Source organism: Chamaesiphon sp. VAR_48_metabat_403, assembly GCF_031422475.1.
Classification (GTDB): domain Bacteria; phylum Cyanobacteriota; class Cyanobacteriia; order Cyanobacteriales; family Chamaesiphonaceae; genus Chamaesiphon.
In genome coordinates this window covers 1-17,823 of record NZ_JANPLS010000001.1, presented here as the reverse complement: position 1 = coordinate 17,823, position 17,823 = coordinate 1, and the positions used below count along the sequence as shown (strand labels likewise).

General features: G+C 45.6%; 17 protein-coding genes and 1 tRNA gene. 6 read left to right on the top strand and 12 right to left on the bottom strand.

Annotated elements, in window-relative coordinates; genetic code table 11:
- The 8 genes from RMO79_RS00090 to purC all read right to left on the bottom strand — a co-directional run.
- Window positions 1-452: hypothetical protein (locus RMO79_RS00090; RefSeq protein WP_310481000.1), on the bottom strand; the 452-nt coding region annotated here is incomplete at its 3' end.
- A gap of 99 nt (window positions 453-551) precedes the next feature.
- Window positions 552-863, bottom strand: coding sequence for an NADH-quinone oxidoreductase subunit NuoK (gene nuoK / locus RMO79_RS00085; RefSeq protein ID WP_396136478.1), 312 nt, complete (start codon window positions 861-863; stop codon window positions 552-554).
- Window positions 864-888: 25 nt separating this feature from the next.
- Window positions 889-1,482: an NADH-quinone oxidoreductase subunit J gene (locus RMO79_RS00080; protein WP_310480999.1), complete on the bottom strand. Its 594-nt coding sequence runs from the start codon at window positions 1,480-1,482 to the stop codon at window positions 889-891.
- 71 nt (window positions 1,483-1,553) lie between these two features.
- A complete protein-coding gene (ndhI, locus tag RMO79_RS00075; RefSeq protein ID WP_396136480.1) occupies window positions 1,554-2,108 on the bottom strand; it encodes an NAD(P)H-quinone oxidoreductase subunit I in 555 nt (184 codons plus the stop codon).
- Window positions 2,109-2,208: 100 nt separating this feature from the next.
- Entirely contained in the window at window positions 2,209-3,327 is a 1,119-nt protein-coding gene (gene nuoH, locus RMO79_RS00070; RefSeq protein WP_310481001.1) for an NADH-quinone oxidoreductase subunit NuoH, read from the bottom strand.
- Between the two features lie 161 nt (window positions 3,328-3,488).
- A complete protein-coding gene (locus RMO79_RS00065) occupies window positions 3,489-3,794 on the bottom strand; it encodes a hypothetical protein (RefSeq protein ID WP_310480997.1) in 306 nt (101 codons plus the stop codon).
- A gap of 391 nt (window positions 3,795-4,185) precedes the next feature.
- Window positions 4,186-6,345 carry a BamA/TamA family outer membrane protein gene (locus RMO79_RS00060; protein WP_310480996.1) on the bottom strand — a complete coding sequence of 720 codons (2,160 nt, stop codon included), beginning with the start codon at window positions 6,343-6,345 and terminating at the stop codon, window positions 4,186-4,188.
- 78 nt (window positions 6,346-6,423) lie between these two features.
- On the bottom strand, window positions 6,424-7,152 hold the full coding sequence (purC, locus tag RMO79_RS00055) for a phosphoribosylaminoimidazolesuccinocarboxamide synthase (RefSeq protein ID WP_310480995.1): 729 nt from the start codon (window positions 7,150-7,152) through the stop codon (window positions 6,424-6,426).
- 335 nt (window positions 7,153-7,487) lie between these two features.
- On the opposite strand from purC, the gene RMO79_RS00050 reads away from it, so the two are divergent.
- Window positions 7,488-7,754: a hypothetical protein gene (locus RMO79_RS00050; RefSeq protein ID WP_310480994.1), complete on the top strand. Its 267-nt coding sequence runs from the start codon at window positions 7,488-7,490 to the stop codon at window positions 7,752-7,754.
- 92 nt (window positions 7,755-7,846) lie between these two features.
- Here the strand turns inward: RMO79_RS00050 and RMO79_RS00045 are convergent, their stop codons facing one another.
- A complete protein-coding gene (locus RMO79_RS00045; RefSeq protein ID WP_310480993.1) occupies window positions 7,847-8,959 on the bottom strand; it encodes a glycosyltransferase family 1 protein in 1,113 nt (370 codons plus the stop codon).
- A 272-nt stretch (window positions 8,960-9,231) separates the two neighbouring features.
- Here RMO79_RS00045 and RMO79_RS00040 point away from each other — a divergent pair.
- Window positions 9,232-9,304: transfer RNA gene (locus RMO79_RS00040), tRNA-Val, on the top strand.
- 149 nt (window positions 9,305-9,453) lie between these two features.
- Here the strand turns inward: RMO79_RS00040 and RMO79_RS00035 are convergent.
- Window positions 9,454-10,131: an HAD family hydrolase gene (locus RMO79_RS00035; protein ID WP_310480992.1), complete on the bottom strand. Its 678-nt coding sequence runs from the start codon at window positions 10,129-10,131 to the stop codon at window positions 9,454-9,456.
- 394 nt (window positions 10,132-10,525) lie between these two features.
- Between RMO79_RS00035 and RMO79_RS00030 the strand changes: the two genes are divergently transcribed.
- From RMO79_RS00030 to RMO79_RS00020, 3 genes are all read left to right on the top strand, one after another.
- Complete coding sequence (locus tag RMO79_RS00030) at window positions 10,526-10,873, top strand: hypothetical protein (protein WP_396136479.1); 348 nt, start codon at window positions 10,526-10,528, stop codon at window positions 10,871-10,873.
- 42 nt (window positions 10,874-10,915) lie between these two features.
- The gene (locus RMO79_RS00025; RefSeq protein ID WP_310480990.1) at window positions 10,916-11,563 is read left to right on the top strand and encodes a class I SAM-dependent methyltransferase; all 648 of its coding nucleotides are present in this window, start codon (window positions 10,916-10,918) and stop codon (window positions 11,561-11,563) included.
- 317 nt (window positions 11,564-11,880) lie between these two features.
- On the top strand, window positions 11,881-14,544 hold the full coding sequence (locus tag RMO79_RS00020; RefSeq protein WP_310480989.1) for a chloride channel protein: 2,664 nt from the start codon (window positions 11,881-11,883) through the stop codon (window positions 14,542-14,544).
- Window positions 14,545-14,657: 113 nt separating this feature from the next.
- On the opposite strand, the gene RMO79_RS00015 is transcribed toward RMO79_RS00020, so the two are convergent.
- Window positions 14,658-15,419: a hypothetical protein gene (locus tag RMO79_RS00015; protein ID WP_310480988.1), complete on the bottom strand. Its 762-nt coding sequence runs from the start codon at window positions 15,417-15,419 to the stop codon at window positions 14,658-14,660.
- 425 nt (window positions 15,420-15,844) lie between these two features.
- On the opposite strand from RMO79_RS00015, the gene RMO79_RS00010 reads away from it, so the two are divergent.
- Window positions 15,845-17,119 (top strand): sensor histidine kinase, encoded by a 1,275-nt coding sequence (locus tag RMO79_RS00010; protein WP_310480987.1) that lies wholly within the window; start codon window positions 15,845-15,847, stop codon window positions 17,117-17,119.
- Here the strand turns inward: RMO79_RS00010 and RMO79_RS00005 are convergent.
- A partial coding sequence (locus RMO79_RS00005) for a cation:proton antiporter (protein WP_310480986.1) occupies window positions 17,106-17,823 on the bottom strand: 718 nt, incomplete at its 5' end. The two genes, RMO79_RS00010 and RMO79_RS00005, sit on opposite strands and share 14 nt — an antisense overlap.

Here is a 17,823-nt window from a genome sequence, read left to right as displayed (position 1 = left end):
AAATCAAGCTGCTGCTTAATCATGACAGTATATAGCAGTCCCGCCTCATCGCGCGATCGCCGATCGATCTTCTTTTTAACGATGACAGCACCCGTTGGAAACAGCATCGATTTTGCCGACATCATTGCCTCAGTTCCAATCTTGTTAACGTAAACTGTAATTGCCTTGCGATCGTGAGGGTTTTTACTTTGTCTAGTTGCGATTCGATTGGGAGCGGCACATAATTCATTCACCTGCTGCGATATCGAGTATGGAACCTGATTGACTTTATACCACTTGGTGCGATTGTTGAGATCGCTCACATCGATCGATGGTTGTGGTAAAGTTGCAAACGAACTCACTGGAGTCGATATATACGTCCAAATCATTGCCATACCTGCGATCGATACAGCTAAAACGAAAGGTATGACTGTTCGCATCTTTTGGCGAACGAACTTAATCTGTTCCTTCATCTGCTAGCTTTTTCAACCATCGTGCTATCCTCATCAATTGAGATCGGTTGCGCTCGTTTGGCGCAATGAAAAGAGAATTTTCATTCTATCTGATTAGTATTACCACTTGAGTAAGTTAAATTGTTCCATATCTACAGTATCGCGGTTGCGATAGATTGATAAGACAATCGCCAGTCCGACAGCAGCTTCCGCCGCAGCGATCGCAATCACAAAGATCGTGAATACTTGCCCTTTAATCTCGGCTGGATCGATATAGTTAGAAAAGCCCATCAAGTTTAAGTTGACAGCATTTAACATTAGTTCGATCGACATTAATACCCGAACGGCATTACGACTCATTACCAATCCATAAATACCGATACAAAATAGCGCGGCGGCTAAAATTAAAAAATACGGTAATTGCAACATCATCTAAACCCTCTTTTTACTTATCTACCTACTTCTCAGTGCCAACTAATTCTCTCGGACGTTCGGGAAGCGTGAGACTATCTTGAGTCGAAGTTCCAATTATGCCCTCTGGCATGAAGTCACGTCTTGCCAAGACGATCGCGCCAATCATTGACATCAATAATAGTATGGAAGCTAGCTCGAATGGTAACAGAAAATCAGTAAAAAAATGCTTGGCGATCGGGACGATTGTGCTAGCTAATGGCGTAATCGTAGAAATTTTCCAAGGTGTGACGATCGAGACAGCACTTAATAGCGCGAATAAACCAGCACAAACTACGGCTGTCGATCCTTGTCTGATCCAAGCATTTTTCATCGGTGTAAAATCTTCGCGTTTATTTACCAACATAATGGCAAATAAGATCAGTACATTCACCGCTCCGACATATACTAAAATTTGGGCTGCCGACACAAAATCAGCATTGAGCAGGATATAAATTCCTGCCATACTAATAAATACTCCGCCCAACAAAAATGCAGAATAAACGATATTTGCAAATAACACAACCCCTAAAGCCGATCCCAGCATCATGAGCGAGAGAATGGCAAATGTAACTAATCGAACGCCTTCAGCAATTTGCATTTTTGTTACTAATTATTTGTAAATTTCGATTGTTTCGACCTCACTTCCTGCTGTCGAGATCGCTGTTGGCATTATTTAGTGCTGTTAGCGCGTTGAGTTCCATCAGGCAGATCGTGAGGTGCCATCACGCCTTTTGGCAAGTATGCCATCGTGCGTAAAGCCGTAACCATCGGATCGTCAGTTACTTTAGTCGGGAGGCGACCGAGTGCTACGCTATCATAATTAAGTTGGTGTCGATCGAATGTTGCCAGTTCGTATTCTTCGGTCATCGATAGGCAATTGGTCGGACAATATTCCACACAATTACCGCAAAAGATACACACCCCAAAATCGATACTATAACTATTGAGTTTCTTTTTCTTACTGGCTTTATCAAACTCATAATCAACTACAGGTAAGTTAATCGGACATACCCGCACGCAGACTTCGCAGGAGATACATTTATCAAATTCAAAATGGATTCGTCCCCGAAACCGCTCGGATGGAATTAGTTTTTCATAAGGATATTGCACCGTAATGGGACGGCGTTGCATGTGGTCGAAAGTGACTGCCAATCCTTGACCGATATATTTAGCCGCTTGAGCTGTTTCTTTACCGTAATCGACTACTTGCTTGAGGAATTTCAACATAACAGAGAGGGGAGATGGGGAGAGTAAGAAATAAGAAGTAAGAAGTAAAATTGCTTCTAAAGTATGGAACGTAGTTCCAAAGCCTAAAACCTAAAGCCTAACCACCAAAAGCGTTAGGAAAGGCGAGCTTGAGTGCGGCTGTAATGAGGAGATTGGCAAGCGAAATTGGTAGAAGAAATTTCCAGCCGAGATTGAGCAGTTGGTCGATGCGGACGCGGGGAACAGTCCAACGGGTGAGAATAGCAAGGAATACCAGGAAGTAGGCTTTGAGAACGGTCATGGTAATTCCCAAAGAGGCATCGACAACCTGTACCCAGGAAGTAGTAGGATCGACACCGAGCACATTGCTCAATAACTCGATCGGAATCGGACTCGACCACCCACCCAGGTAAAGGATCGCGACTAACAGTGCCGATAATACTAGGTTAACGTAGGAAGCGATGTAGAAGAGGGCAAACTTCATGCCGGAGTATTCGGTCTGATAGCCTGCTACCAGCTCTTCCTCAGCCTCTGGGAGGTCGAAGGGCAGACGTTCGCACTCGGCTAATGCGGCAATCCAGAAAATGACAAAGCCAAATGGTTGTCGCCAAATATTCCAAGAGAGAATCCCATAGCCAGATTGTTGATGTACGATATCGATCGTACTCAGACTATTAGACATCAACACGATCGCGAGTACCGATAATGCCAGCGGAATTTCGTAACTAATTGACTGAGCGGCGGCACGCAGGCCACCAATGAGCGAATATTTATTATTAGATGCGTAGCCAGACATCAACAAGCCAATCGGCACGACGCTAGATAGTGCAATCCACAAAAATACACCTGTATTGACATCGGTAATGACTAAATTTTGACCGAAGGGGACGATTAAATACGAGATAAATACTGGTAAAACCACCAAAATCGGCCCGACAGTGAAGAGAATCGGGTCGGCATTGGCGGGGGTAATATCTTCTTTAAATACCAGCTTCAAACCGTCGGCAACTGGTTGCAATACACCCAATGGGCCAGCATATTCTGGGCCGATGCGCTGTTGAACGGCGGCAGAAATTTTCCGTTCCAACCAGACGTTGACGAGTACGCCGACGGTGGCACCGATAATCATCAGCAACATCGGAAACGGCATCCACAGAACTTTTGCCAGTTCGGCTGAGATCCCAAAGTCGCTGAGTGATTGGATAAAAGTCCCTTGAAGGTCAATACCTGAATTCATATAGCCGCTCTTCGTTAATTGCTGAGGTGAGATTTGTGACGGAAGAAAAATATGAGAGCAATTTTCTTTACCAGTATATCGCGGCACGGCGATCGGGCGATCGATCCCAACAGGAGATCGATCGCCCATTGGGATCGAGGCTGGTTTTGCACTGTCGCGATTTAACCTCTAGCGCGATAGAGCATACAGACGAGATTGCCATCTTTGCGCGATCGAAATAATGACATATTCCCATCGGGTTCGGTAATCGATCGATCTCGACAATCATAAGATGCCAGCGGTCGTTTGATGCCGTCGGTACTTACCATTGCCTGATATTGCCAGTAATTTTTCGCACTGCGCTCGATTTTGAGAATACAAATCCGGTGTCCTTCTACCTGACGACAAAATTCAGCACTAGCCGGAGCCAGACCGATACACCAGGTTAACAACCCGATCGATAATAATTTAAATAAGTTTTTTAACACCTTCTGCTCGTTGGCATCACCTCTAATACTTTACACGCTCATAACTTGAGGTTGCGCTTTGGACGTTAGACTTTAGGCTTTAGCTTTAGACTAGAGTGCAAGTAATACCCGTGTGAGGCATAACTAAAATTCGACACAGTAGGTAGGGGCAATGTCTTGTCGGTTTTTTAATTCGGAGGGAACCTCCGTTGGCAAAGCCTCTGTCTTGACCCAAACACATGCGGAGGTTCCCTCCGCGTGATTTGGGTCGCTCCGACAGGAGATATAAAACCGCCGCTGTCTTGTCGCACACAAAGGGGAGGGAACCTCCCGTTCGTTCGCGTAGCGTGCCGTAGGCAATGCGCCGCTTTATGAATTGCCCCTACCTACATGGATGCTTGTTCGCTAAATTTTAGAATCGTTCCCCGATTCCAAATTGAATCCGGGTTTCCGCACGATTATTGAGCGCGTAATCGATCCGAATCGGACCGATGGGAGAATTGATCCGGATCCCAGCACCATAACCAAAACCGTTACCAGGTTTGCCCCGCACGCCGCCGGGATTGCCAGGAACGCTACTACCAGTACCTAAATCGCTACCGTAATCGGCAAAAATTCCGCCACCGACGATCGAAATTAAGGGGAAGCGATATTCGGCTGTCGCCTGAATATAGCTACGTCCCGCACCCACGTCGCCATCTTCAAAGCCGCGTACAGAGCTAGTACCGCCTAAACTAAAGGCTTCATATGGTGGTAAATCGCCCAAGATCGTACCACCTTGAACGTTAAACACCAGTGCTTGAGAGCCAGGTGTAAAATTAATCAATTTTACTGGCGTGTAGTTAGTAAAACTTGCTCTAGCTCTGGTCATGAAAATATTGCCAATCCCGATTGGTACCGACTGATCCAGTCCCAACTTCAGCAATGTACCTTGAGTCGGATCGGTAAAGCTGTTGCGTAAATCTTGAGTCAATCCTAGCTGTACCATCAACAGGTCGTCTTGACCAGTTTTACTAAAGCTCAGATCGTTACCACCAGAATCTTTCGGAACGATCGCACCACCATTAATATCGCGAATGGACACGCGTTGATATTGTACGCCCAAAGAGCCGCGCCAAGCACTATCGGTAAACGGATCGCCATTGAGCGGACGACTGAAGGTAATTCCGCCACCCTGTCTGAAAATTGTTGGCGTGTCGGTAGTTCCGGGTACGAAAGTAGGCGTTTTACCACCACCATAGACTAACGAGAGCGATCGACGTTGGAAGATATTCGCGTTGTAAGATGTCCGATTGGGGTCAGTGGCAATCCACGGATCGGAGAAATTCAGATCGTAGAGTAAATCCCTGGTACCAACTTGCAGCTCGGCTCCTAGTTTTTGAGCGTTACCCCCAACGTTAAGTTGGTTATAACTGATGCTCCCGAATAAACCATTGGTCGAGCTGATCCCACCTCCTGCGATAATTGAAGAAGTTTTCCGCTCGATGACGTTAAATTGGAGTACTACCTTTGCCGGATCGGTACCGGGAGCAAAGGATACGCGCACATCGTCAAAAATGCCCAAACCATAAATTCGGCGTAAATCTTTTTCGGCGGTATTGCGGTTGAAAATCTTCCCAGCTTTTAATTCCGCTTCGCGAGTGACAATAAAAGGACGAGTGCTACCCGTAATCGGGTTTTTCTTGTCGTCAACTAAGGAACCCTCTTTGTTCAAAAAACGCACCTGGACATCTTCAATTAGTCCTTCAGCGATAACTAGAGTTAGTTTGCCATCGGCACTGAGTTCTTCGACATCTACGACTTGAGCGAGGTTGTAGCCCTGCTGTTGGTAAAGTTGATTTAATTGTTTGATGGCGGCTTGAAGATCGACAGCATTTAACTGTTTGCCATACTGACTCTGAAATAAAGTATCGATATCGGCTTGCTTGAGCACGCTACTGCTAGTGGCTGGTAACGTTCTGACTTGCACCTGAGCTAGGTTGCCGTAGGGTGTTACCAAGAAACTGAGTCTAACCCCTTTGGCGGTATCTTCAGGGATGATTTCGACCGCAGAGAAAGCTCCTAAAGCTTTAATCGCATTGAGGTTCTGCTCTAATTGCTCGCGCGTTGTCGGTTGTCCGGCTTTAACAGTCAGAATTTGTCGGATTCTCGACTCTAATTCTGGTGCTAGCGTCCCTTTCGGATTTTTGATAATAATATCGGCAACTAAGACCTGCTTGCCATTAGTAGTTGCGGGTGTCGCAGGTGCTTGGCTTTGTGGCGGTACAGTTGGCGTGGTAACTGCGGCGGGTTTTTTGACTGGTTTGCGAGTTCTCCGCCGCGTAGTTCTTGCTACCAACTCTTTTGCAGTGGGAATCTCGGCTTGTGTCGATGGCTGTGAGTTATTGGCAACCACGATCGATGTATTTGGCGATCGCAAGCTGGCTAAACTACTAGGCGATATAATTTTCTCATTTGTGTAACCGCTCCGTTGTAAATTGGGCGCGGACTGTGCGGTTGCCGTGACAGTGTGAGCTAGCTGCACGACCGTCGCAATGGTCGCGATCGACAGTAATTTAGATTTAAAGTTCATGTAATTTGTATAATAAATAGCGGTAGCGGCCGATGTTTAGAGGACATAATTGTTTCTATTCCCGATTTTCGCTGCACTCTACTCTTTGACTCCTAAAACTCTGGCTAATACTTGCTGATAGGCATCTTCAACATTACCCAGATCCCGGCGGAACCGATCTTTATCTAAGACTCGTAAATTGGGATCGGGTTCCCCAGTCAACCATAACCGACAACTATCGGGGCTGATCTCATCGGCGAGTAAAATTTGCTGGTGCTTGTCTACGCCAAATTCAATTTTAAAATCGACCAACGTAATACCGCACTGTTGAAAAAAGTCTTGCAAGATTCGATCGATCTCGATCGCTTTAGCTGCTAAGATTTCAATCTGCTCTGGGGTCGCTAAATCCATTAATAGCAAGCGATCTCGCGTCAATAATGGATCGCCCAACGCATCATTTTTATAGAAAAATTCTACTAGTGGTTGTGGTAAGATCGTCCCCAACGCAATCCCAGTTTGTTGGCATAAACTCCCCGCTGCAATATTCCGAACGACAACTTCGATCGGGATAATTTTTACCGATTTAACGCGCATTTCATTAGCAGATGGACAATCGATATAATGCGTCGCAATCCCCCGATCTTCGATCTCCCGAAACAAATGTGCGGCAATCTGACAGTTAATTTCGCCTTTACCGACGATCGTGCCCCGCTTTTGGGCGTTAAAGGCGGTAGCATCATCCTTAAAGTAAGCTAGTAAGATCTCTGGATCGTCTGTGGCGTAGAGAATTTTTGCCTTACCTTCGTAAATCTGTGGATGACAATTCATGCTGAAATAGTTAGAATTATGGGAACGAGACCAATTTTTGACCTAGAAATTGGCAAAGATTGTGAGTATTTATCGACAGTCAACACTATAGATCTTAATCGCCAATGCTTCATCTGCGATCGCTCAGATCGATAAAAGGTTAAGATCGGCACAAATTTACATCGACATCATCGCACAGAATCCAAGCAAACTGCCGTCAGGTCAGATAGATAAGTGTCAATTTGGCTATGTACGTACTTATCGATATTTTGTAAGTCTCCCCTAAGGTGGTGGTACTAGCAACCTCTAAACTCTCGATTGAAGATTGGATCGCCATAATTTAGGATGCAAGATTAATGTCAAAACCGAGCGATTTCTTTTTATACAACAATAACCGCTATAACGGGGACTTTACCCCCCAACATTTGGTTTTTAACAGCAACTTACAAGAATTTACGCAGCGAGTCAGTTTTATCTGTAGTCTAGAGACTGCGGGTAAGCTCACGCCAGAAGAATCTTACAAACAGATCAAGGCTCTGTGGAAAGAACTTAAACGGAGCAAGAAACAGCTCGGCATCGGCGAGCAATCTACTAATGATGGGAATGAGGAACAGGGGGAGTAGGGAGAGGGGGGACGGGGGGACAAAGGAGACTGGGGTACTGGGAGATCGTTCTAAAATCTATCCACTATCCACTACACCCTAAAGCCTAAAGCCTAATTCCCTAACACTTGCCGATAATATTGTTGTAACTGTTTTGTCGCTGCTGCCCAGCCCCAGCGTTCGGCTTCGATGCGGGCATTTTTGCGCAGTTGAAGATTTGCTGCGGGATCGGCAAAAAGCATTTGAGTTGCTACGATCGCACCTTGAGGATCTTGCGGATCGAATAGATAGCCATTGTGCCCATCTGTAATGATATCGGGAATACCTCCCGATCGGGCGGCGATCGCCGGACAACCTGCCGCCATCGCTTCGAGCAATACCAACCCTAATGTTTCCGTGCGCGATGGAAAAATAAACGCATCAGCCGCAGCATAAGCCGCAGCTAACTTTTCACCGCCTAAATAGCCCACAAAATGAGTCGGTGTATCGGCAAAGTAACTTTCCAACCGCTCTCGATGGGGGCCATCCCCGACGATCGCCAGTCGCGCGTCTGGAATTGCCCCTAAAATGGGTTTAATCTGCTCGATTTCCTTTTCTGCCCCCAGTCTACCTACATATAGTAATAGACGGCAATCTGGCTCGCCTAGGCTCAAATGGTGCCGCATTTCGGGTGTCGATCGAGCTGGATCAAAAGTTTCGGTATCTACTCCCCGCTGCCACAAGTCTACCCGTTCGATGCCATGCGATCGCAGCTCTTTTACCATCGCACTAGAAGTGCAAAGGTTTAACTCGGCTTGATTGTGCGCCCCTTTTAATAACTCCCACAATAAGCCCTCCAACATTCCTAAGCCATAATGATGTAAATATTTGGGTAGATGGGTATGGTACGAGGCGACTAGTGGAATACCGTGCGATTTAGCATAAAAAATTCCAGCTAGTCCTAAAACTGCTGGATTGACGACATGAATCAGATCTGGCTGAAATTTTGCCAATTCTTGCCCGATTTCTGGGCGGGGTAAGGCTAATTTTAATTCGGGGTAGAGTGGTAAAGGAAAAGCAGATAATCCATAAATTTTCGCGCCCTGATAGGATGTGATGCCGCCAGCCGGACAAAAAACTAAGACATCATCGCCCTGTCGTTGGAGTTGCTCGATCGTATGTTTGAGTCGAGTGACAATACCATCGACTTTTGGTAAAAAAGTTTCAGTGAATAGAGCAATACGCATCGGTTACCAGCTATCGAACATCTTTATAATCTTACAAACGCGATCGATTCCCAGTTCGTCCCAGCTAAAGACAGGCGCAACTAGTTATCTGGACTCCAGCCAGATCCGAATCTAGGATCGATCCTACTATTACTACGCCAAGTTGGCACGATCCAATCCTGACGTTGTTAGATCTGCCCTTCGATCGTACCTCATACCTTTTGAAAAATATTCTGCGTCGATCGCTTGACTTGATTTAAAATATCGGCTATATTGTATAAGCACAAAAAAGCGGACGGTTAGCTCAGTTGGTAGAGCTCCTGCCTTACAAGCAGGCTGTCACAGGTTCGAGTCCTGTACCGTCCATTTGATATGGATATCCACACCATTACAGCTATCTGAATACTTACAGTGACTAATTGATGAATTAGTTATCATAATAAGCTAATACTTCGATTTTAAATTATTAGTATTAGTTGTGGCGAAGATTGTGGACTACAAAATTGATGTTATTTCTAGAGATCGAATATAAAATCTACAGCATCTGCTAAATTTGCTACAATTTTATCTGGTTGATATCGCTCTAATCGATCGCGATCTCGAATTCCAGACAGTACGCCAATAACTGGGATATTATAAGTCTGTGCGGCAATAATATCGGCTTCGGTATCGCCAATCATCCAGGTGTCTGGATCGGGTTTTAATGCTGCTAAAGCGTTAGTCATTAATTGGGTTTTGGCTTGGACATCGCCGTGCTTGATGTAGTCATTAGGCAAGCAATATCGATGATGAGACGGAAAAAATCGATCGAGATTATATTGTTGGAAGGCTGGCTCTAATTCGCAGGTGCGCCGCAGTGTCATGACTAATAAATCGCTGCCAGATGCTTGAATTTTTGCTAACGCCGCGATCGATCCGGGGACGACTAGATCGAGTGATAAGTATTGGAGTTGATGGGCATGGAGATCGCGCATTTCTTTAAATGCTTGGGCTTGAGTCGCTGTCAACCCCGATTCGATGCCTAACTGTAGTTCGGGAATTTGGGCTTGTTTATATGCCCAAAATTTAGCTTTAGAAAAGATGGTAATCGGTTGGTTTGGTTGTTTCACTGTTTCTAGACAAAGCTGATAGACATGATAATATCGATCGGATAAGTCCATTATCGGCCCATCAAAGTCAGTAATAATTCGCATTAGATTCGATCTTTAATATAAATGTGCGATCGGATTAATTATCGATCGACTTGGTACTCTGCCAACTATGAAATAAATAACCAATTTCGACGATCGCACCTAACATCATGTCCAGATTGCTTCCCGACATCCACTGTACCCAATATCACTACCACACCTACCCATGCTGCTAGATTAATTTGCTATCTTTAAAATAATGACATTCCCGCTAGAATACGCGTTCTAGCGATCGATTTCCTTTTTACTCCTCACTCCCATCTCCCAACTCCCTGCTCCCGTAACTGAAACAATCTCAGCTAGCTACCGTCACGAAAGGTATTAGCTCTGCGAGCTTACCAGCACTAGAGGAATATTAACGATGCAATTCAAGTCAATCTGTGGTTCGCTGTGTGCGATGTTTGTCGCGATCGAATCTAGCCAAATCGCTCCGGTATCTGCACAACTAGTTCCCGAACCTTGGGTGACGGTGGGTAGTAAGAATGGCACGGTTTCCTACGGGGTTGGTGTCAAAATTTTCGATCTCGGTGCCGAAATCACCAATAGTGGTGGCACCACAGGTGTTGATGTGCTGAAATTCTTTGGGTTTCCGTTAGTTTCGCCCTATGCTGGTTTGGGAATTTACGGTGACAAGGGCGTTGCTTATTCTGGGGGCGTTCAAATTACACCGCCGGGGAATACTTTTTTCGGAGTGGGATATCATTCTATTCGCGGTATTAACGGTCAAGTTGGGATTAAGTTTTAGCTAGTTCTTAAAATCTTTAGTTCGATATTTTTTCATCTAATCATGTTATTAAACCCTACACAACGTCAGAAACTAGACGGCGGTAACGATCGACAGTTCTACGATACACCACGATTTGTTACCCATGTCGATACTGGATTTATCGATCGATTGACAAATCTCTACCGCGAAAGGCTCGTGCCCGATACGCGGATCTTTGACATGATGAGTAGCTGGGTGTCTCACCTTCCTGACGAGCTGCAATTTGAGTACGTGCAGGGACATGGTTTGAATGCTGAGGAATTAGCTAAAAATCCCCGCTTCGATAGTTATTTCGTCCAAAATCTCAATCAGGATCTCAAATTACCGTTAGAAAATGAGAGCTTCGATGCCGTTTTAAATACGGTTTCCGTTCAATATCTCCAGTATCCCGAAGCGATTTTTGCAGAGGTTTATCGAATTCTCAAGCCCGATGGCATCGCAATTTTTAGCTTTTCCAATCGGATGTTTTATAATAAAGCGATCGCCGCTTGGCGCGATGCTAGCGAAACCGATCGCGTGGAATTAGTCAAGCGTTATTTTCAATCTGTGACCGGATTTAGCACCCCTGAAGCGATCGTCCAAGTCAGTCAAGCACCCGATCTCTTGCGCTGGCTCGGTGCTGGCGGTGGCGATCCGTTTTATGCGGTAATTGCCCAAAAAAGGAGTTAAGGAGTAAGAAACGTTAGTTAGGGATAAGAGTTGCCTAGAGACTGGAAGTCTCGGCTAATGATGCGAAGTCCGCCTACGCGGACTGTTTAATTAGTCCGCGTAGGCGGACTTTGTATCATTAGCTCCGATTTCAATCGGTGGCGATGTGGGAACGAAGCTGAAGTTAAGGAGTAAGAAGTAAGAAGTCAATAGCTATCTATCCTTTCTCCCCGTCTCCCCATCCCCCATAGATCGCCCGATCGCGGTATGCTGTTACCGAATTAGGTGTAACTATGAGGACAGGTAACGGTTTATCGACCGTTCGGCAGTAAAGTTAGATGTGGATCGATCGAAAAATACGACAATTGCTGCGCCCTAAACCGATTGCCATTGTTGAGGCTTGCTCGATCGGGGTAGTATCGGCGTTGGCGGCGGTGGGTTTGCGACAATCGGTGGCGTGGTTGGAGGCATGGCGGTTAGATCTGGCTGGTGCTTTCCCTGCCTGGATCGTATTGCCACTCATTGGCATTGTCGGCGGGTATTTAAGTGGTTTTTTAGTCGAGCGATTTGCACCAGAGGCGGCGGGGAGCGGCATTCCGCAGGTAAAGGCGGCGTTAGGTTACGTGCCGATCGCATTAGATTTGCGGGTGGCGGTGGTGAAGTGGCTCAGTACTAGTCTCTCTCTGGGTGCTGGCTTTGGTTTGGGGCGACAGGGGCCGACGGTGCAGATCGGGGCAGCTTTAGCCGCACAATTGAGCCGCTGGACGGATACATCGCCCACTTATCAACGCCAATTAATTGCTGCTGGAGCGGCGGCGGGGCTGGCGGCGAGTTTTAATGCGCCGATCGCGGGGGTATTATTTGCGATCGAGGAATTGTTGCAAGATGTCTCCGATCTGACTTTGGGAACGGCGATTATTGCCGCAGTAGTGGGAGGCGTGATCGCGCGGACGTTAGGCGGACGGGGGATGGTGCCGGATTTAAGCCAGTTGCAAATTCATTTTTCCCTGGCAGAGATTCCCTTATTTATCGGCTTGGGAATTGTGGCGGGATTAGTAGGCGTATGTTTCAATCGCAGTCTGTTAGCGAGCTTGAAGTTTTACCGCCAGCGATTTCGAGATCGACCTTTAGCCGTTAAAGTGGCGGCTGCTGGGGGTGTAACTGGCATTCTGGCGTTACTTTCGCCCTATGCTTTACTGGGTAATCAGAATTTACAAGACTTGCTCATCGTCGGCGATATTACTTGGCAAACTGCTGCGGAAATTTTACTCATTCAATTTGCCCTATGTTGGGTAGGCTTTGGGGCGACTGCACCGGGCGGGTTATTTTCGCCCAGTTTAGTATTGGGTGCGGCTTTGGGCAATGCGATCGCGACAGGGTTGCAAAGTTGTTATCGTCATGGCTTAATGCCGCAGGATCTGGTGCTAAGTTCGCCGACGATTTATGCCCTAATTGGGATGAGTGCGGTATTTAGTGCCATTACCCACCGTCCCCTGTTTGCGATCGCGATCGTTTGGGAAATGACAACTCAGTTCGATTTAATCTTACCGCTGACGATCGGTTCTGTATCGGCATATATTATCGCCAATAACCTGTTTCCCGGCTCGATTTATCAACATGTACTCGCCAGTAAAGGCATCAATCTCGATCGACCGGATTTAGCCCAAGGTCGCTGGATGGGCTTAACTGCTGCCGATCTGATGCAGCGGCATGTCGAAACCCTCACTAGTGATGTGACTATTGCTGCCGCCGTGACTGCTTTTGCTAACTCTTCCCATCGCGGATTCCCGATCGTCGATCGTGGTAAATTAGTCGGTATTCTCACCCAAAGCGATCTTTCTAACGATCGCCAGTGGGATCGTCAAAGAGTGATTTCTACACTGATGACGCGGCGAGTCATCGTCCTCAGTCCTCAAGATCCGCTCACCTCAGTATTGCATTTACTCGATCGGCATCAGATCGGGCGATTGCCAGTCGTTGAAGGTAACAAGCTCGTCGGGATTATTACCCGTGCCGATATCATCCGCGTCGAAGCCGATTTATTAAATAGTACCGTCAGCCCCTTCAAAACTCGCCCGGAACCCTCCTATTTAGTCTATCGGACTCAATTGCCAGCCACGGGACGCGGACGGCTGCTCGTGCCTCTGAGCAACCCCCAAACAGCCGATATTTTGCTCCGACTCGCTGCGGCGATCGCCCTTGAATTTAACTACGAATTAGAATGTCTGCACGCGATCGTCATTCCGCCAGCGAGCAACCCTGCCGAAACTGAAGTAGATCTCACCGCTAGTCGCAAATTATGCGATCGAGCCACCGCTTTGGGCAAAGTTTTGGGCGTTTCCGTCCATACCCAAGTGCGCGTTACCCATAATGTTGCCGCAACTATTTTAGAGATAATTAACGATCGCCATATCAATTTATTATGCATGGGTTGGCAAGGCAAAACTTCCACCCCAGACCGGATTTTTGGCAATACTGTCGATACCGCCATTCGCCAAGCTCAGTGCGATTTAATGCTGATTAAATTGGGCGACAACCTACAGTTAAATTTACCCGTAAATGAATTACTCGCGCAGAACTCTTCGCTAGATGCCTTGATGCGCTTAACTCATCTCAATCGGTGGTCGATCCCGATCGCGGGTGGGCCAAATTCTGAGTATGCTTTAAAATTATTGCCCGCGCTAACTTCCCTCAGTCGCGCGCCAGAAATTCATCTGTGTCAAATTTTTGCGCCGACTCAATACCAGCCAGATTTACGTAATTTACAGACAGCGGCAGATTTTATCCGCCAAAATTTAGATATTGTACCGACGATTACGCCTTTATATGCCGAAACGATCGCGACTGCGGCGATCGATTTTGCTACAGCTAAACAATGCGATGCCATTATTTTAGGTGCTAGTCGCGAAAGTCTACTGCAACAAACCGTTAAAGGCAATATTCCCGACTCGATCGCGCGGGGTACTAATTGTACGGTAATTGTCGTCAGAAAAGCCGATTAAAATTTTCCAACCGATCGGTGGTTTTTAAAAATAAAACTGTTGCAACCCGCATTTTGTCGTCAACCACCTGACTGGATTGGAGATCGCATCTTTATTTTGACAATCGCCAAAACTTATTTCCCGTATTTGAGCTGTAAATCTGGGGGCATCTTCATTTTGTAGATTTGATATGGTATGTACATACCGCCGCCTCCGTTTGGAGCTTCATCAACTTGCTCGCCGTCAATCCATATTTTAGTCTTACGATAAGTTATCATTTTCCCAGTTTTTTTGTAAACAGGGCGGCTAGTCTCACTGCATCGTGTCACTGGTAGCCCTCCGATCGATCCTTGATAAGAGCAGCTTGTTCCGTTAGATACGGTGGTAGCTACTTCCTCTGGTACTAGTTTTTCAATAAATTCTCCGCGTACCTTTACGGTACAACCATCTTCCATTGTTTTTAATACTACTGTCGAGTTATTGGGAATGGTAGTCTTCAACAGCCTGAATGGAATTACATGACACTTTACGATCCGCTGTAGATCTGCTTGGTTTTCTGGTGTAAACAGTTTTCTAATCGTCGATATTTCCATCTCCCTTGTAAAATCAAATTTCAGGAGTGTATAAATTTGCTTGTTTTTATTAAGTAGGGTATGTAGCCCAGCCGCGTCAACAGTTTTCTCCCAACTTCCAATGGCATCACTGACGATCCGATATCGTCTTCGATCCTCCTCTGTTGGGGTGCTAAATAGCTCTTGAGTTTTGCGTCTATCGATTTCGGCGGCAGATTCTGTACTGGTTGGATTAGCATTAGCCTTGTCGAGCTGAATATTACTGACGATCGGAACGAGGGCAATGAGTACCGCGATTGCGATCCGAAATTTGCTTGTAAACATGAGATTGAATGAAGCGACTTTATTCCTATTTCAACATAGTAACGTATCATTTCATACTACGCTTGCGCCTTATGACTCAAGCTTTTCGAGGGTGGGCAAGCTTTTATCAATAGCTTATGGATCGACATTAATTTGTTGCTTGCCAAATCTTGTATTCTGGTGATGTTCGATCGATCGTTCACATTTTCGATAAGCATTGTGTCGATAAAATTTTTAGTAAACCGTGGTTGGGAGTAATTACTAGTTCGGGTATTTCCTGGCTTGTGTGCGATCGATAAATTTAGCAATCGGTGGGGTAAATTATATCTAATGTCGATCGCCTCTGCCCTGCAAGCAATCGGTCTAAAATAGTAAGACAGAAGGATAAAAAGATATTTATCCAATCCACGATCGTTTATCCTGCTACTCCCAACCAATTTGTAACTTTGCAAATCGAATCGATTATGCGCCATCCCTTGAGATCGTTACTGTATATCGAGTGGATCTTATTTGCCGCAATTATGGCATCTGAAGTATCTAATTCTGGACAATCGATCGAACTTAAATGGTTCAATATTGGGATTGTCGTGGTGCTGGCTGTAATGGGTTTGCGATTGCCATCAAATCGCAAACTGTTAGTTAAAATCTTGTATACGATCGCGCAAATTATCCCGATTTTAGTAGCTGCTTATATCCGAATGCGTCCGGTTGGTTTGCTCTATATTATCGTTGTAATTCGGAGTTATTTACTGTTCGATCGCAAATATCGGTTGTGGGTGACTGGGGGCATATTCGCCTTATATTTAACAACTCTAAATTTATTTCCATATCGTCGTCAATATTCAGAATCTCGTTATTCTACTGGGACTATTACTCGCAATGCGCGTACGCCAGAAACACGAGGGAATGCGTCAACTCCTAGCGAACGATCGGAAGAGTCGCCTATAGAAACTCGCCGCGAGCGGGATGGATTTCGGTGGGGATTTGTATTTTTGTTTGGAGGCATATTGCTCAGTTTGCAATTACTAGTAGATCGAATTTTAGCCGAAAAACATGCTAAAGAAGAACTCGCGATCGCCAATCAACGCATTCGTAGTTATGCACTTAAAGCTGAAGAAAATGGTAGTTTACAAGAGCGCAATCGGATCGCCCGCGAAATCCACGACTCGCTAGGGCATTCGCTAACAGCTCTTAATTTACATCTAGAAATGGCTGTAAAATTATCTCAGCTCAAACCCGAAAAATCTCGTGAAGTTTTAGTAGAAGCTAAACGACTCGGCTCGATCGCCCTGCAAGATGTTCGGCAATCTGTATCTGCTTTGCGCTCCGATCCATTTGCCGATCGAGATTTAGCTGCGGCAATTAATAAGTTAGCAGATGATTTTAAATATTCCAATCATCTGCAACCGATATGTCATCTCGATCTACCTCTCAATTTACCACAATCGACCAATATTATCCTCTATCGCATCGTACAAGAAGCCCTGACCAATGTTAGCAAACATGCCCATGCTAGTGAAGTAATTATCGAAATTAAAACTCAAGCCAATCGAGTAGAATTACGAGTTACCGATAACGGTCGGGGCTTTATTCCTACTCATAATACTACCGGATTTGGTCTTCAGGGAATGCGAGAGCGAGTATTGTCTTTACAAGGTCAGTTTGAGATTGTAAGTCTACCCGAACGCGGTTGTCAAATTGTGGCAATTATTCCTGTTTAGGTAAAACATCGATTGCTGGAATATCGATTTTATCTGGAGACCGATCGAAGGCAACTCGTAAAAATGGTGGGGCTAAAAAGGTGGTGACAATTACCATCAAAATAATTGCAACTTGTAATGGTTTATCGATCGCACCACTCGTCGCCCCGATGCCCGCAAATACTAGTCCAACTTCACCGCGTGGAATCATTCCGACCCCAACTGCAAGTCGATTGATATTTGGTTTGCCGAATACTGCCCATCCTGTAACAATTTTACCAACAATTGCCACTAAAATTAAAAAAGTAGCAATAATTAAGCCAGTGCGATATTCAGGAATAAAAGGATTTAATACGGTCAAATCTGTCCGCGCACCTACAGAGACAAAGAAGATTGGTACGAAGATATCGGCAATAGGTTTAACCATTTCATCGAGTTCTTTCCGAATGTCTGTCTCATCGAGTACCAATCCCGCTGCAAAAGCTCCGAGAATTGCCTCCAGATGAATGGCATTACCTAAAAATGACATAAAGAATGCAAAGATAAATGCGGGCACTACGATATTACCGCGCGTTTTTAAAGCAGTAGCAACTAGTGTAAATCCCTGGTTAAACACCCCACCTAATAAAATCGAACCGATCAGAAATACAGTCGCACTAACAATTAGATATAGTGCATTGGCTACATCAACCTCACCAGTTTTTGCCAAACTAGCAACCACCGCC

Excerpts from the sequence above, each read along its gene's own strand:
- nuoK (WP_396136478.1), bottom strand. The coding sequence starts at position 863 with ATGATGTTGCAATTACCGTATTTTTTAATTTTAGCCGCCGCGCTATTT.
- RMO79_RS00080 (WP_310480999.1), bottom strand. The coding sequence starts at position 1,482 with ATGCAAATTGCTGAAGGCGTTCGATTAGTTACATTTGCCATTCTCTCG.
- nuoH (WP_310481001.1), bottom strand. The coding sequence starts at position 3,327 with ATGAATTCAGGTATTGACCTTCAAGGGACTTTTATCCAATCACTCAGC.
- RMO79_RS00060 (WP_310480996.1), bottom strand. The coding sequence starts at position 6,345 with ATGAACTTTAAATCTAAATTACTGTCGATCGCGACCATTGCGACGGTC.
- purC (WP_310480995.1), bottom strand. The coding sequence starts at position 7,152 with ATGAATTGTCATCCACAGATTTACGAAGGTAAGGCAAAAATTCTCTAC.
- RMO79_RS00050 (WP_310480994.1), top strand. The coding sequence starts at position 7,488 with ATGTCAAAACCGAGCGATTTCTTTTTATACAACAATAACCGCTATAAC.
- RMO79_RS00045 (WP_310480993.1), bottom strand. The coding sequence starts at position 8,959 with ATGCGTATTGCTCTATTCACTGAAACTTTTTTACCAAAAGTCGATGGT.
- RMO79_RS00035 (WP_310480992.1), bottom strand. The coding sequence starts at position 10,131 with ATGCGAATTATTACTGACTTTGATGGGCCGATAATGGACTTATCCGAT.
- RMO79_RS00030 (WP_396136479.1), top strand. The coding sequence starts at position 10,526 with ATGTTTGTCGCGATCGAATCTAGCCAAATCGCTCCGGTATCTGCACAA.
- RMO79_RS00025 (WP_310480990.1), top strand. The coding sequence starts at position 10,916 with ATGTTATTAAACCCTACACAACGTCAGAAACTAGACGGCGGTAACGAT.
- RMO79_RS00020 (WP_310480989.1), top strand. The coding sequence starts at position 11,881 with ATGTGGATCGATCGAAAAATACGACAATTGCTGCGCCCTAAACCGATT.
- RMO79_RS00015 (WP_310480988.1), bottom strand. The coding sequence starts at position 15,419 with ATGTTTACAAGCAAATTTCGGATCGCAATCGCGGTACTCATTGCCCTC.